This is a genomic window from Escherichia sp. WS1118 (assembly GCF_046487695.1).
In the GTDB taxonomy this organism is placed as follows: Bacteria; Pseudomonadota; Gammaproteobacteria; order Enterobacterales; family Enterobacteriaceae; genus Escherichia; species Escherichia coli.
In genome coordinates, this window is the sequence record NZ_JBJQIZ010000002.1 from 68,290 (window position 1) to 82,890 (window position 14,601).

Here is a 14,601-nt window from a genome sequence, read left to right on the forward strand (position 1 = left end):
AGATAATCCTTCCTTTCCCCCGCGGTTGGCGTTATGGTCAGATGGTTTTTTCAACAAACGCACAATAATAAGTTTCAACTTACTGACTATTTAGGGAAAAATATGCGCAAGATCACACAGGCATTGAGTGCCGTTTGCTTATTGTTCGCTCTAAACAGTTCCGCTGTTGCCCTGGCCTCATCTCCTTCACCGCTTAATCCGGGTACTAACGTAGCCAAACTCGCTGAACAGGCGCCAATTCATTGGGTTTCGGTTGCACAAATTGAAAATAGCCTCGCAGGACGTCCGCCAATGGCGGTGGGGTTTGATATCGATGATACGGTACTTTTTTCCAGTCCGGGTTTCTGGCGCGGCAAAAAAACCTTCTCGCCAGAAAGCGAAGATTATCTGAAAAATCCTGTGTTCTGGGAAAAAATGAACAATGGCTGGGATGAATTCAGCATTCCAAAAGAGGTCGCTCGCCAGCTGATTGATATGCATGTACGCCGCGGTGACGCGATCTTCTTTGTGACTGGTCGTAGCCCGACCAAAACAGAAACGGTTTCAAAAACGCTGGCGGATAATTTTCATATTCCTGCCACCAACATGAATCCGGTGATCTTTGCGGGCGATAAACCAGGGCAAAATACAAAATCGCAATGGCTGCAGGATAAAAATATCCGAATTTTTTATGGTGATTCCGATAACGATATTACCGCCGCACGCGATGTCGGCGCTCGTGGTATCCGCATTCTGCGCGCCTCCAACTCTACCTACAAACCCTTGCCACAAGCGGGTGCGTTTGGTGAAGAGGTGATCGTCAATTCAGAATACTGACAGAGCGGGAGAGCGTAATACTCTCCCGAATGCTGTTTTTTTAATCACACCTTTATCCTTTCGCTGTCTTGCTGCAAACTGATTAAGAGAGTTTTATCAAGGAGCAGCACATGTGGTATCAAAAGACGCTCACGCTTAGCGCCAAATCTCGTGGGTTTCATCTGGTAACGGATGAAATTCTGAATCAGCTGGCTGATATGCCGCGCGTTAACATCGGCTTACTGCATCTGTTGCTGCAACATACCTCCGCCTCTCTGACACTTAATGAGAACTGCGATCCCACCGTACGCCACGACATGGAGCGTTTTTTCCTCCGCGCCGTTCCCGATAACGGAAATTATGAGCATGACTATGAGGGAGCAGACGATATGCCTTCTCATATCAAATCCTCAATGCTGGGAACATCGCTTGTATTGCCGGTGCATAAAGGGCGTATTCAGACCGGCACCTGGCAAGGCATCTGGCTGGGGGAACATCGCATCCACGGCGGATCGCGTCGCATCATCGCGACACTACAAGGGGAGTGAAAAATGACCATTTCGGAGTTGCTACAATATTGCATGGCAAAACCAGGCGCAGGACAGAGCGTGCATAACGACTGGAAAGCGACGCAGATCAAAGTGGAAGATGTGCTGTTTGCGATGGTGAAAGAAGTAGAAAATCGCCCAGCTGTTTCGCTGAAAACCAGCCCGGAGCTGGCGGAGCTGCTACGTCAGCAGCACAGCGATGTGCGTCCAAGCCGCCATCTGAATAAAGCGCACTGGAGCACCGTGTATCTCGACGGTTCGCTGCCGGATTCGCAAATCTATTATCTGGTGGATGCGTCTTATCAGCAGGCGGTGAATTTGCTGCCGGAAGAAAAACGTAAATTGCTGGTGCAACTCTGAAAGAAGAAGGCCGCTCTGAAAGCGGCCTTAACGATTACAGCATCGGCTTGAGGAAGCGCGCCGTATGCGAAGCTTCGCACTCTGCGACGGTTTCTGGCGTACCGGAGACGAGGATTTCGCCGCCCCCACTGCCGCCTTCCGGTCCCAGGTCGACAATCCAGTCAGCGGTTTTGATCACGTCGAGATTGTGCTCAATTACCACAATGGTATTGCCCTGATCGCGCAGTTTATGCAGTACGTCGAGCAGTTGCTGAATATCGGCGAAGTGCAGACCGGTGGTCGGCTCGTCGAGAATATACAGCGTCTGCCCGGTGCCGCGTTTTGACAGCTCACGCGCCAGCTTCACGCGCTGGGCTTCACCACCAGAAAGTGTGGTTGCGGACTGCCCGAGGCGAATGTACGTCAGGCCAACATCCATCAGCGTTTGCAGCTTACGCGCCAGAGCTGGCACCGCATCAAAGAACTCACGCGCCTCTTCGATGGTCATATCCAGCACTTCGTGGATGGTTTTGCCTTTGTACTTAATCTCCAGCGTTTCACGGTTATAGCGTTTGCCTTTGCACTGGTCGCACGGTACGTAAATGTCCGGCAGGAAGTGCATCTCCACTTTGATCACGCCGTCGCCCTGACAGGCCTCGCAGCGTCCGCCACGGACGTTAAAGCTGAAACGTCCTGGCGTATAGCCGCGCGCACGGGATTCCGGTACGCCCGCAAACAGTTCGCGCACAGGTGTAAACACGCCGGTATAGGTCGCCGGGTTAGAACGCGGAGTACGACCAATTGGGCTTTGGTCGATATCGATCACTTTATCGAAATGCTCCAGTCCCTGAATATCGCGATACGGTGCCGGTTCGGCGATGGTCGCACCATTCAACTGGCGTTGGGCAATCGGGAACAGTGTGTCGTTAATCAGCGTCGATTTACCGGAACCTGAAACCCCTGTGATGCAGGTAAACAGACCTACCGGCAGCGTCAGCGTCACGTCTTTCAGGTTGTTGCCGCGTGCGCCCGTCAGTTTCAGCACTTTTTCTGGATTGGCGGGTACGCGTTTCTTCGGCACTTCAATCTTGCGTTTACCGCTCATGTACTGCCCGGTCAACGACTCTGGCACCGCCATTATTGCTTCCAGCGGACCTTCCGCGACGACTTCACCGCCGTGTACACCCGCACCCGGACCGATATCGATCACATGATCAGCGGCGCGAATCGCGTCTTCGTCGTGCTCCACCACAATCACGGTATTACCGAGATCGCGCAGATGGATAAGCGTACCCAGCAGGCGCTCGTTATCGCGCTGGTGCAGGCCGATAGACGGCTCATCCAGCACGTACATCACGCCAACCAGGCCTGCACCAATCTGGCTCGCCAGACGAATACGCTGGGCTTCACCGCCGGAAAGTGTCTCTGCTGAGCGGGAAAGTGTCAGGTAATTCAGGCCGACGTTAACGAGGAATTTCAGACGATCGCCGATCTCTTTAAGGATTTTTTCTGCAATCTTCGCCCGCTGACCTGCGAGTTTGAGATTGTTGAAGAATTCCATCGCATGACCGATGCTCATGTCGGAGATGGCGGGCAGCGGCGTATTCTCGACATACACGTGGCGTGCTTCCCGACGCAGACGGGTTCCTTCGCAGCTGGCGCACGGACGATTGCTGATAAACTTGGCTAATTCTTCACGTACCGCGCTGGATTCCGTCTCTTTATAACGGCGCTCCATATTGTGCAGCACGCCTTCGAACGGATGACGACGAATGGAGGTATCGCCACGATCGTTCATGTATTTGAATTCAATGTTTTCTTTGCCAGAACCGTACAACACCACTTTATGCACGTTCGCGCTCAGGCTGCCCCACGGCGCTTCGACGTCGAACTTATAGTGATCTGCCAGCGATTTCAGCATCTGGAAATAATAGAAGTTGCGGCGATCCCAGCCACGGATCGCACCGCCAGCCAGCGACAATTCCGGATTCTGGATCACGCGGTCAGGATCGAAATATTGCTGTACGCCAAGACCGTCACAGGTCGGGCAGGCTCCCGCCGGGTTGTTAAATGAAAACAGGCGAGGTTCCAGCTCGCGCATACTGTAACCGCAAATCGGGCAGGCAAAGTTGGCGGAGAACAGCAGCTCTTCCGCTTTCGGGTCGTCCATATCCGCCACTACCGCGGTACCACCGGAAAGCTCCAGCGCGGTTTCAAACGACTCGGCAAGACGTTGGGTAAGATCGTCACGCACTTTGAAGCGATCAACCACCACTTCAATGGTATGTTTCTTTTGCAGTTCCAGTTTCGGCGGATCGGAAAGATCGCAGACTTCGCCATCAATACGAGCACGGATGTAACCCTGGCTTGCCAGGTTCTCCAGCGTTTTGGTGTGTTCGCCTTTGCGCTCTTTAATGATTGGCGCGAGCAGCATCAGACGCTTGCCTTCCGGCTGGGACAACACGTTATCCACCATCTGACTGACGGTTTGCGCCGCCAGCGGTACATCGTGGTCCGGGCAGCGCGGCTCACCAACGCGAGCGTACAGCAGACGCAAATAGTCGTGGATTTCGGTGATTGTCCCCACCGTAGAGCGCGGGTTATGAGACGTCGATTTCTGCTCAATTGAGATGGCAGGAGAAAGCCCTTCAATATGGTCGACGTCCGGCTTCTCCATCAGTGACAGAAACTGCCGCGCGTAGGCGGAAAGGGATTCAACGTAACGGCGCTGCCCTTCGGCATATAAGGTGTCGAAAGCGAGCGAGGATTTGCCAGAACCCGAAAGCCCGGTCACGACAATAAGCTTGTCGCGGGGGATAACGAGGTTGATGTTTTTGAGATTATGGGTGCGGGCGCCCCGAACTTCGATCTTATCCATTCACCTTTCCCGGATTAAACGCTTTTTTGCCCGGTGGCATGGTGCTACCGGCGATCACAAACGGTTAATTATGACACAAATTGACCTGAATGAATATACAGTATTGGAATGCATTACCCGGAGTGTTGTGTAACAATGTCTGGCCAGGTTTGTTTCCCGGAACCGAGGTCACAACATAGTAAAAGCGCTATTGGTAATGGTACAATCGCGCGTTTACACTTATTCAGAACGATTTTTTTTCAGGAGACACGAACATGGCCAGCAGAGGCGTAAACAAGGTTATTCTCGTTGGTAATCTGGGTCAGGACCCGGAAGTACGCTACATGCCAAATGGTGGCGCAGTTGCCAACATTACGCTGGCTACTTCCGAATCCTGGCGTGATAAAGCCACCGGCGAGATGAAAGAGCAGACTGAATGGCACCGCGTTGTGCTGTTCGGCAAACTGGCAGAAGTGGCCAGCGAATATCTGCGTAAAGGTTCTCAGGTTTATATCGAAGGCCAGCTGCGTACCCGCAAATGGACCGATCAATCCGGTCAGGATCGCTATACCACAGAAGTAGTGGTGAACGTTGGCGGCACCATGCAGATGTTGGGTGGTCGTCAGGGTGGTGGCGCTCCTGCAGGTGGCAATATCGGTGGTGGTCAGCCGCAGGGCGGTTGGGGTCAGCCTCAGCAGCCGCAGGGTGGCAATCAGTTCAGCGGCGGCGCGCAGTCTCGCCCGCAGCAGTCCGCTCCGGCAGCGCCGTCTAACGAGCCGCCGATGGACTTTGATGACGATATTCCGTTCTAGGATTTACCTAAGAACATTTAGTCATGAATTTTCTATCAAGCCTCTGTTAATACAGGGGCTTTTTTGTATTCGACATATGAAAACCGTCAATTTTTTATTGACCCTCTCTTAGGATATTATGGACCTTGCAATTGTGTAAAGTTTATGAGGTGTAGGTGCATGAAGAATCACTACGGGCTTAAAACATTTGTTATGGACAGTGGCGAGCGCTACTGCATAGTGATGAATCGCTCTTCTGGCCTTCCCGTGTATTACCCTACTCTTTATTTAACAACACAACTCCGCAATAGGGGGGATGCTTTTTCAACGATGTCAGCGGCGGCTAGCAACCTAATTGTTTTGCTCCGCTTTTTAGATATTCGTGGAATTGACCTTGAACAGCGTTTTTTGACCAAAAATTTCTTAAAACCACATGAGCTGGACGACCTGCGAGATTTTGCTCAGCGTAAGCAAGCAAAGAAGTCATTAAATACATCCTCTACCCTTTGGCTTGATGAGCCGGAGTCCGATATTGTTGATAACGGAACACAGCATTCTAGGCTGACAACGTGTGCCAACTATTTACACTGGTATGCGATGCATATTTTAAAGACGGCAGAACTGGAAGTGGTCCAACAGATCGACGCTATGGCGCAACAGATAAAGAAGCGCAGGCCTTCTAAACAGCGCAGAAGCAGTGAGCTACAAGATAGGTCACTGAGTGATATTCAATTGGATTCACTATTTGAAGTTATCCTTCCTGGATCCAAATTAAATCCTTTTTCAATTGAAGTGCAGCGCCGAAATCGGCTGATGATCTTGCTTCTGTTTTATCTTGGTATTCGGGGGGGGGAATTATTGAATATCAGAATACAGGATGTTGATTTTAGTACTAACAGAATCCGTATTGTGAGGCGAGCAGATGAGCGGGCTGACTCTAGAACCAATGAGCCTAATGCCAAAACCAGAGAACGACTCTTACCGTTGTCTGAATCTTTAGTTCTAGAACTGCATAGTTATATCATTCAAGATCGGCGTAAAGTCCGAAATGCTAAGAAAAATGATTACTTGTTTGTGACATACAAGTCTGGACCAACTGTGGGTAATCCTATTTCGAAGGCGGGATATCACAAAATTTTTTCCGTGGTCAGGACTGTCTCGCCGCAATTGTATGCAGCGACCGGGCATTCGCTCCGTCATACCTGGAATCGCAAGTTTTCAGAAAGAATGGATGCAATGGATGAGAAAGTCAGCGAGGAACGCCAAGAACAACTCCGTTCGTATTTAATGGGCTGGAGGGATGGCTCAGGAACCGCAGCTACTTACAACAAACGTTTCATTCGGCAAAAGGGTTTTGAGGCCGCTCTGGTATTGCAAGAAGGCAGCGGTACCCGTTTACCAGAGGACATGAAGAATGATGACGAATAAAGCTGTACCTGGGGCATCATCAGATCAAATCCGTGCCAAAGCCAATGGCTACTTCTTTCAGTTGTATGATCCATCGTGGGTTTTGGATAAAAATACAACTGTTACTCTTGCAGATATTCACCAACACTTGTCAGGCGAGGTACTTGATGGCTGCCTGCGTACACTAGCATTTTATGCTTCTAGTCTTTCCGCTTCTCATACTATGAACATTACTATGCGGTTTCAGCACATGCTGCGTGAGACTGAAGCGGAAGCAATCACTGATACGACATTGGTTAATTATCGGTCAATGTTGACGCCTGCAACAGAATGGTATCTGGCAACTATACGTGGCTTTCTTCGAACTTGGCACCAGCTTGGTTATCCCGGTATCAGCAAAGATGTGATCCGTTTGCTGTATGGCTGGAGGCTAAAGGGTAATCGTAAGGGGGATGCGGTTAAGCGCATGGATCCTCAAGAGGGGCCACTGACGGATAATGAGCTGACAGCGTTTAACGAGGGGGCTGTTCGGGCTTATGAAAAGAGCTTAATTACTATAGCTGAGTTGGCTATGGCACTTGGCACCAGTCATACAGGACGTCGTCCCATTCAGATCTCGTTGCTTCGAGTGGTCGATGTTCTTTGTGGTAAAAATGAAAAGGGAGAACCCTTCTATGTGTTGAATGTGCCGCGAGCCAAGCAGCGCAGCAGCTCTTTCCGAATAAACTTCAAGCCATTTGCAATATCACTGGAACTATGGGCAATCCTGAGTGCTCAGGCAAGAAATGCGATTGCGCAAGTTGAAAATCGTTTGGGGTTTGAATTGCAGGAAGATGACCGGCAGCAAATCCCTCTTTTTCCTGATCTTGATGTGTTAGATGCCGTCCAATCTCCTTATGAATTCCGCCAACTGCTTGCTACCGACAAACTCCACATTCCCGCCGCAGAGATAACCGACACACTCCAATACATCGTAGAAAAGTCCGACATCCGGTCGGAACGTACCGGTGAGCTATTACATATCAATGCTCGTCGTTTTCGTTATACCACAGGCACACGAGCTGCCCGGGAAGGCTTTGGCGAGCTGGTGATTGCGGAACTGCTTGACCACGCGGACACACAAAACGCAGGCGTTTACATCAAGAATATCCCCGAGCATGTGAAAAAGCTTGATGAGGCGGTTGGCTTCCAATTAGCACCATACGCTCAGGCCTTTGTCGGGGTACTTGTCGATTCAGAGAGAGACGCTCATCGAGGTAACGACCCTACCAGTCGTATTCGGACCGAGATGGGTCAGGGTGTTGGTACTTGTGGAGAACATGGCTTTTGTGGTGCCAATGTTCCTATTCCTTGCTACACCTGCATGCATTTCCAGCCTTGGCTGGACGGCCCACATGAAGATGTCTATCAAGGACTGCTCAACGAACGTGAACGGGTGAAAGAGATAACTGGCGACATCCAGATTGCTGCCGTACTTGATCGCAGTATTATCGCGCTGGCAGATGTGATCATGCGTTGTGCAAAACGTCGTGAAGAGCTTAGTTAACAAGGAGCAATAACCAATGGCTGAGATTTTCCTGTTTAAGCCAAAGGCTACGCTGACAGCAGCAGAAAACCTTGAAGCATTCATATCTCAGTGCCGAGATCAATTGACTGTATTCGGCTCTGATCTCAATTGGGAAGATCCTGTTTGGCCAAACATAACTGTATTTGCTAAGTTGGGCATTATTACGAGAAAACCCATACTGGAAGAGACGCAAGACCCTGCTTTCATTGATTTTGCCAAAGCCTATTTTCGTTACCAGCATGGGCATAGCCTCACTAGGGCAAAGAATGAAAGTAAAGCCCTCCGTGCGGTTGAGGCGGCTTTGCTTCAAGTAAACGGAAACGCAAATATTGATGGCCTGTCGATTTCTGTGCTGGATGAAGCAGCTGAATTGGCAAAGCATTACTACTCCGATGGCTCCGCATATCATTGTGGCCGTGAGATTGAGCGGCTGGCTAAGTTTGTAGCTGAAAACCAGCTTGTATCAAGTGCTGTACAAAATTGGGTCAATCCAATTAAACGTGCAGAGGATAAGAACAAAACGAGCAGAGAGGCGAAGAAAAATAGGGAAGATAAACTTCCGAGTGATATTGCTCTTAATGCGTTGGCGGAAATTTTTGCCAACGACCCAATTAATGAGCGAGACATATTTACAACATCGGTTTTTGCCATGTTGATGTCGGCACCTTCACGTATTACTGAGGTGTTAGCACTGCCTGTGGATTGCGAGGTATTTGAAACGGATCGTGAAGGGATAGAACGATATGGTTGGCGTTTTTTTGCGGGGAAAGGCTATGAGGGTGATATCAAATGGATACCCACTGTGATGGTCGGTATAGCTAAGACAGCCGTAGCTAGAGCTAGAGTGCTCTCTGAAAATGCACGACAACTGGCCAAGTGGATCGAGAAACACCCGAATAAGTTTTACCGCCATGCTAACTGTCCCAGTGTAGCTGATGATGAGCCATTGACGATGAAGCAGGCTTGTATGGCGCTCGGTTTTGCACATCACTCTAAAAAGACGTGCAGGTCGTGTCTTGGTAATCGAGGTTTAGCTAAAGAGGATGGTGTACATACGCTAAATAGCTTATGGCAGCACACAATGTCGCGTTTACCGGATGGCTTTCCGTGGTTTGATAAAGACAAGGGAATTAGGTACAGCAATGCCTTGTTTGTACTGAACGCAAATCAGTTCCACGGGAACAGAGGATGCATACCAGTTGAATTACATAAGCCAACCAATAATTTCTTCAACAGTGATCTGACGCCTCGTCTGTCCTTGAAAGGAAAACATGCCTGTATCTTTGATCGCCATGGTTACCATGCTGTAAACGGAGAGCCGGTGAAATTAACCTCACATCAGGCTCGACACCTGCTCAACACCATTACCCAGCGCGGTGGCCTGTCAAACTTGGAAATTGCCAAGTGGTCGGGGCGGGCTGATGTGAAACAGAATCGAACTTACAACCACATGACCGAATACGAGCTGGTTGGTATGGCTGAACGCCTCGATCCCTCAAAAGGGCTACTTGGGCATATTGGTGAGATTGAAAAACATCTGCCCGTGACTATTCGAGAGTTCAATACATTAGAGCATGCCGCAGTTCATGTGACGGAGTATGGCTACTGTGTGCATGACTACACCATGAGTCCCTGTGAGAAGCTCCGGGATTGCGTCAATTGTACTGAGCAGGTTTGTATCAAAGGCGATGATACAGAAAAGTTGGATCGAATTAAGAAACGTCTGGTGAAATCGGAACGACTGTTTTGTCTTGCTGACGCAGCGGTGGAAAGTGGCGAGATGGGGGCTGATCGCTGGTATCAATACCACAAGAAAACAGTCACCCGGCTTCGTGAACTAGTCGCTATTTTAGAGAATCCAGACATTGAAAATGGTGCCCAGATTAAGCTCCGGGGCAATGATTTCAGCCAGCTTCGCCGTGTTTTCGCAAAGACGTCTACCGTGACCATCGAGCAAAAAGGCAAAGAAAGTGAAGAAGCTGTGATGCTAGATGATTTGACAACTTTGTTAGGAGGTGGCCTTGGCTAAGCATCTGGACAATAGAGACATTAACGCCATCGTGAATCTAATTCGAGGATGGCAGGAACCAAAACTGTCCTGGTCAGCAATCTGTGAGGCGGCAGAACCATTGGTCGGAAAGTTGCCGTCAAGACAGTCCCTTAATGCACATGAGGCAATAGTGACTGCCTATCAAACAAAGAAAGAGGCGCTTAAAGGGCGGGGGCCCAAAAATCCGCGTCCAGCTAGTTTGAACATTGCTGCTGCCAGGATTGTGAACCTGGAAAGCGAAGTCGAAGAACTTAGGGAAGAGAACCGGAGGTTCAAACAGCTGTTTGTGATCTGGCAATACAATGCATATAAACATGGAATGACAGAACATCAACTTAATGCGCAGTTAACAAAGATTGACCGGGAACGTTCTGACGGTGAAAAACGATGATAATCAAGATAGTAAAATTGTCCGTAATATTGGTCATAAAGGAGATTGAAAGTGATTGACCAGTCTTTTTCAGCAAAAAACTTTAGAAGAATATACGACTTGGATAGGAAAAATAAAGGTAGTATAGAAATTGAACACTTTCCTGATGCTTATAAAATCAGGAAGAAAATGATAAGGCTAAAAGGTTTTATTTATTGGCTCGCAAGAAGACATAAAAATGGTCAGATTAGCACGGATAAATTTGAAGAAAAGAAAAGTAAAATTAATTCGCATATTAAACTAAGGAAGGAAAAATATAATAATGAAGTAAATAATAAGTTGAAGATTATTGCAAGTAATGTCAGTGTAAAAGGGTATGCTTTACCTCTGACATTATTGCCACAACAAGTGAAAAATAAAAGTGTATATTCAATTGGGAATTCAGTTGAAGCATTGTTTGTGTCTCGGCAAATAAAATATGTTTTAAGTTCTCTATACACAATAAAATCAAATAATAGGGATCTGATTATCAGTCGCCTAAGCGCTTTGGCTAAGGAAATGAGCCCAAAGTACATAATCAGGGCCGATGTTGAAAGTTTTTATGAATCTATAAATCATAAGTCTTTATTAGATATGTTGCATTCTTCACCTAAGTTATCTGTTCCGCCACGTCGGGTTATTACGCAGTTAATTAGAAATTATCAGGCTTTGACAGGGTTAGATAAAGGAGTGCCTCGTGGTGTAGGCATAAGTTCGTATTTATCTGAGCTGTATATGAGCGTTGTAGATGATAAAATAAGAACGCTATCAGATGTTACTTATTATGAACGATTTGTAGATGATTTGATAGTAATTTTCTCTCCAAATAAAGGAGGGAATATAGGTGACTATCTCCCCAAGATTACTAGTATTATAAATGACCGTGGCTTGCTGCTTAATAATAAAACAAAAGAGTTGGATTTATTTACACAATCTAACAAAAACTTTGAGTATCTAGGCTATAAATTTCAGCTAACAGCTGGAGGTTGTAGTATAAAGATGAGTTCTAATAAAGTCCAAAAAATCAGGGAGCGAATAGATAAAACATTTTATGAATATAATCAGAGTGTTAGTAAAACACCTAAGAGAGCAGCAAAAAATATTTTACTTAGAATGAAATTTCTTACCGGAAATACTCGGCTTTATAATAGTAAGTCAAAAGCTTTTGTTGGAATATATTTTAGCAATCGATTCATAACTGATTTATCTGATTTAAGTGGATTGGATGCTTATTTATCGAATAAAATAAATGGATTGCAAGATCAGAAGCTTAAAAAAAGAATTAGTAGATTTTCTTTTAAAAAAGGATTTGAAGATAAAATTTTTAGGAAATTTACTTTCATCGAATTTAGCGATATATCTAAGGGATGGTCACATGTCTAAAAAAGCATTATCTATAAATTTCCCAATAGAGCGAGTAGTTCTTTCCGATTTTTTACCATATGAAGTTCCTATTATTTTTTCAAATAGACATTTCTACAATTTTATTGTTAAACATCAAATAAAACATGATGGATTGAATTTTATATGGTTAAAGCGAGATTGTTGTTTAAATAGTTTAATTCTGCTTTTGTTGGGGCTTGAACAGAACACCGTAATAGTTGAAATAGTTGATAATGGCATAAGTTATATTATTACAGATATCGAGCATGCTAAACTGCCTAGTATTGCCTTTACTTTTCCAATTTCGCATAAGCATAAAGAATACAGATACTTGTCACTAATGCATCCTAAGGGGCAGTTATTAGGCGTTGATTTTTATAGAAATTATAAGGATTTAATAACATACTATTCTAATATTAGCCCATTTAGCCTCAGATCAGCAAAAAGGGTCGCTGGTTGTACTTACATCGATTCGAAGTCACTTATTGAAAGTTTTGACAAAGAAGATTTAAGTATTGAGGTTGAAGGCCAGGATTATGAAAATTTAAAATCGTTTTTTGTGTATAAAAAATACCGTAATATTTTTGAGTTTTATGAATCTGAAGATCATCATTGGTGTGAAAAACGTTTTAATTTTCTCTCTAAATTAGATGTATCTAACTGTTTTGATTCAATTTACACCCATTCAATTTCATGGGCTGTTTTGCAAAAAAGCTATGCAAAACAACATTTAAATAAAACAAAGTCGACATTCCCATTTAAATTTGATCAATTAATGCAGAGGTCGAACTACAACGAAACAAATGGCATAATAATTGGGCCAGAATTATCTAGGATTTTTGCAGAGATAATAATGCAGTCCGTAGATAATAATATTATCAATGATCTTAATAAAGACGGTTTAGTTCTTGGGGGGGATTACCAAGTATATCGCTACGTCGATGACTATTTCATCTTTTATAATGACGAGGATGTGTTTAATAAAATTAGAATAAGTACGCAGACAAATCTAAAGACTTATAAGCTAAGTTTAAATAAATATAAAGAAGAGAGGTTTTCGCGCCCAATAATAACGCCAATAACTATTGCCAAGAAAAAAATAGCGAATCTGATATCGGAAAGAATATCCTATAACATTACTGATAATGATTCTCTAGATGAAGATTCAAAGAAAGGAAGTGTCTACATACATCAAAATAGTTTATCTACCGACTTTAAATCGATACTTTCTGTATCAGGCATAACATATTCGGATATATTAAACTATTCATTGTCTATCATTGAAAGGAAAATCAAGACACTTTTTAAAGATTATAAAGAGCTTTCAAAAGATGGAAGTGGCGATCGCCAATTAATTAATGCTATTGTATCTGTGGTGAATTTCACATATTTTATATATGCAGTTGCCCCTAAAGTGAATAGTACCATAAAATTATGTAGGATAATTCAGCAAGTAATTATGTTTGTTAAAGATCAGAAATTAGGCGAGGAATATCAGCATATCGTATTCAAATGTGTATTCGATAACTCGTGTTCTATTTTAGATAAATATTCCGTTGATAAAACGACACCTATCGAAACCTTGTATTTATTAGTGCTGATTAGGCAGCTTGGTAAATATTATTGGTTAGGTGAAAAAAGCTTGATGAAATATTTTAATATTGGCTTTGATGGTGGTGTCTACTCATTTGATGATAACTTAAATTACTTTTCTATTACTTCTCTAATGTTTTATATGAGTGACAAGAAAAGATATGATGGAGTCAGGACGCATCTTTTACTTCATATTGATAATATTTATAGCATGAAAGTTGATACACTTCTAAATGAGTCTGAATTGGTGCACTTAACGTTGGACCTAATTGCTTGCCCATACATATCTGTTTCTTTTAAGAAAACTCTGCTTTCTCGTTATGGTATTGACGAATCGTATGTGAAACGAATTATTTCATTAAATGAATATTGGTTTACAAAATGGAATGACTTTGATTTTGCGAAGGAGCTGGACGCGAAACTGAGCAACGCTGTATACTAAGAGGAAGCGCATCAGGCACCCTTAATGGCTGTTGGCAGCCGCACACACCAGCGCTAACGGGTATGATTGCCCTATGCATGGGAGTTATACTTGGCGAGATCCGCCTGAGTCTTTCCGTTGAGATAACCCCCTACTACACAGCTTTTGGCCTATGTGGTAGGGGGTTGTTGAGACTAAAGTAGTACAGGAACAAGGGCGTCAAAGACTAGCCTGACAGTTACGCTAAATACTTAATATAAATTAATCGGTGTGCAGTAACTTTGCACGGCGTTCTTGCATTTTTTCGCCATGGTTCTTTCTTTTATTACCACAAAGATAACAAGAACATGCACAAGGTGACTGATAGATTTTACCTATAGTAATTGATGTTTTATTTACTGCAATACGATAAAATCTTCTCTTCGATTTCAAACGAAAGGC

The 14,601-nt window shown here is 45.1% G+C and carries 11 protein-coding genes; 10 read left to right on the top strand and 1 reads right to left on the bottom strand.

The window, feature by feature from the left end; translation table 11 throughout:
- Positions 1-102: 102 nt before the first annotated feature.
- The 3 genes from aphA (at position 103) to ACJHYO_RS03775 (ending at position 1,703) form a co-directional block, all read left to right on the top strand.
- Positions 103-816: an acid phosphatase AphA gene (aphA, locus tag ACJHYO_RS03765; RefSeq protein WP_001226933.1), complete on the top strand. Its 714-nt coding sequence runs from the start codon at positions 103-105 to the stop codon at positions 814-816.
- A gap of 110 nt (positions 817-926) precedes the next feature.
- Complete coding sequence (locus tag ACJHYO_RS03770) at positions 927-1,343, top strand: secondary thiamine-phosphate synthase enzyme YjbQ (protein ID WP_000270369.1); 417 nt, start codon at positions 927-929, stop codon at positions 1,341-1,343.
- Between the two features lie 3 nt (positions 1,344-1,346).
- Positions 1,347-1,703, top strand: coding sequence for an MmcQ/YjbR family DNA-binding protein (locus tag ACJHYO_RS03775; RefSeq protein ID WP_000155672.1), 357 nt, complete (start codon positions 1,347-1,349; stop codon positions 1,701-1,703).
- A 34-nt stretch (positions 1,704-1,737) separates the two neighbouring features.
- Here the strand turns inward: ACJHYO_RS03775 and uvrA are convergent, their stop codons facing one another.
- Entirely contained in the window at positions 1,738-4,560 is a 2,823-nt protein-coding gene (gene uvrA / locus ACJHYO_RS03780; RefSeq protein WP_000357763.1) for an excinuclease ABC subunit UvrA, read from the bottom strand.
- Positions 4,561-4,814: 254 nt separating this feature from the next.
- Here uvrA and ssb1 point away from each other — a divergent pair, with 254 nt between their 5' ends.
- The 7 genes from ssb1 (at position 4,815) to drt3b (ending at position 14,181) form a co-directional block, all read left to right on the top strand.
- Positions 4,815-5,351 carry a single-stranded DNA-binding protein SSB1 gene (ssb1, locus tag ACJHYO_RS03785; RefSeq protein ID WP_000168305.1) on the top strand — a complete coding sequence of 179 codons (537 nt, stop codon included), beginning with the start codon at positions 4,815-4,817 and terminating at the stop codon, positions 5,349-5,351.
- Positions 5,352-5,510: 159 nt separating this feature from the next.
- Positions 5,511-6,758 (top strand): tyrosine-type recombinase/integrase, encoded by a 1,248-nt coding sequence (locus ACJHYO_RS03790; protein ID WP_094259008.1) that lies wholly within the window; start codon positions 5,511-5,513, stop codon positions 6,756-6,758.
- A complete protein-coding gene (locus ACJHYO_RS03795; RefSeq protein WP_176215731.1) occupies positions 6,748-8,283 on the top strand; it encodes a site-specific integrase in 1,536 nt (511 codons plus the stop codon). The genes ACJHYO_RS03790 and ACJHYO_RS03795 overlap by 11 nt, the downstream gene beginning before the upstream one ends.
- Before the next feature lie 16 nt (positions 8,284-8,299).
- Positions 8,300-10,333 (top strand): integrase, encoded by a 2,034-nt coding sequence (locus tag ACJHYO_RS03800; protein WP_085455640.1) that lies wholly within the window; start codon positions 8,300-8,302, stop codon positions 10,331-10,333.
- A complete protein-coding gene (locus tag ACJHYO_RS03805; RefSeq protein ID WP_407230500.1) occupies positions 10,320-10,745 on the top strand; it encodes a hypothetical protein in 426 nt (141 codons plus the stop codon). Before ACJHYO_RS03800 ends, ACJHYO_RS03805 begins: the two co-directional genes overlap by 14 nt.
- A 51-nt stretch (positions 10,746-10,796) precedes the next feature.
- Positions 10,797-12,146 (top strand): antiviral reverse transcriptase Drt3a, encoded by a 1,350-nt coding sequence (gene drt3a / locus ACJHYO_RS03810; RefSeq protein ID WP_094259009.1) that lies wholly within the window; start codon positions 10,797-10,799, stop codon positions 12,144-12,146.
- Positions 12,139-14,181: an antiviral reverse transcriptase Drt3b gene (drt3b, locus tag ACJHYO_RS03815; protein ID WP_085455642.1), complete on the top strand. Its 2,043-nt coding sequence runs from the start codon at positions 12,139-12,141 to the stop codon at positions 14,179-14,181. The genes drt3a and drt3b overlap by 8 nt, the downstream gene beginning before the upstream one ends.
- Positions 14,182-14,601 lie beyond the last annotated feature (420 nt).

Coding starts and splice junctions, on each gene's coding strand:
- uvrA (WP_000357763.1), bottom strand. CDS start 4,560: ATGGATAAGATCGAAGTTCGGGGCGCCCGCACCCATAATCTCAAAAAC.
- drt3b (WP_085455642.1), top strand. CDS start 12,139: ATGTCTAAAAAAGCATTATCTATAAATTTCCCAATAGAGCGAGTAGTT.
- aphA (WP_001226933.1), top strand. CDS start 103: ATGCGCAAGATCACACAGGCATTGAGTGCCGTTTGCTTATTGTTCGCT.
- ACJHYO_RS03770 (WP_000270369.1), top strand. CDS start 927: ATGTGGTATCAAAAGACGCTCACGCTTAGCGCCAAATCTCGTGGGTTT.
- ACJHYO_RS03775 (WP_000155672.1), top strand. CDS start 1,347: ATGACCATTTCGGAGTTGCTACAATATTGCATGGCAAAACCAGGCGCA.
- ACJHYO_RS03800 (WP_085455640.1), top strand. CDS start 8,300: ATGGCTGAGATTTTCCTGTTTAAGCCAAAGGCTACGCTGACAGCAGCA.
- ACJHYO_RS03790 (WP_094259008.1), top strand. CDS start 5,511: ATGAAGAATCACTACGGGCTTAAAACATTTGTTATGGACAGTGGCGAG.
- ACJHYO_RS03795 (WP_176215731.1), top strand. CDS start 6,748: ATGACGAATAAAGCTGTACCTGGGGCATCATCAGATCAAATCCGTGCC.
- ssb1 (WP_000168305.1), top strand. CDS start 4,815: ATGGCCAGCAGAGGCGTAAACAAGGTTATTCTCGTTGGTAATCTGGGT.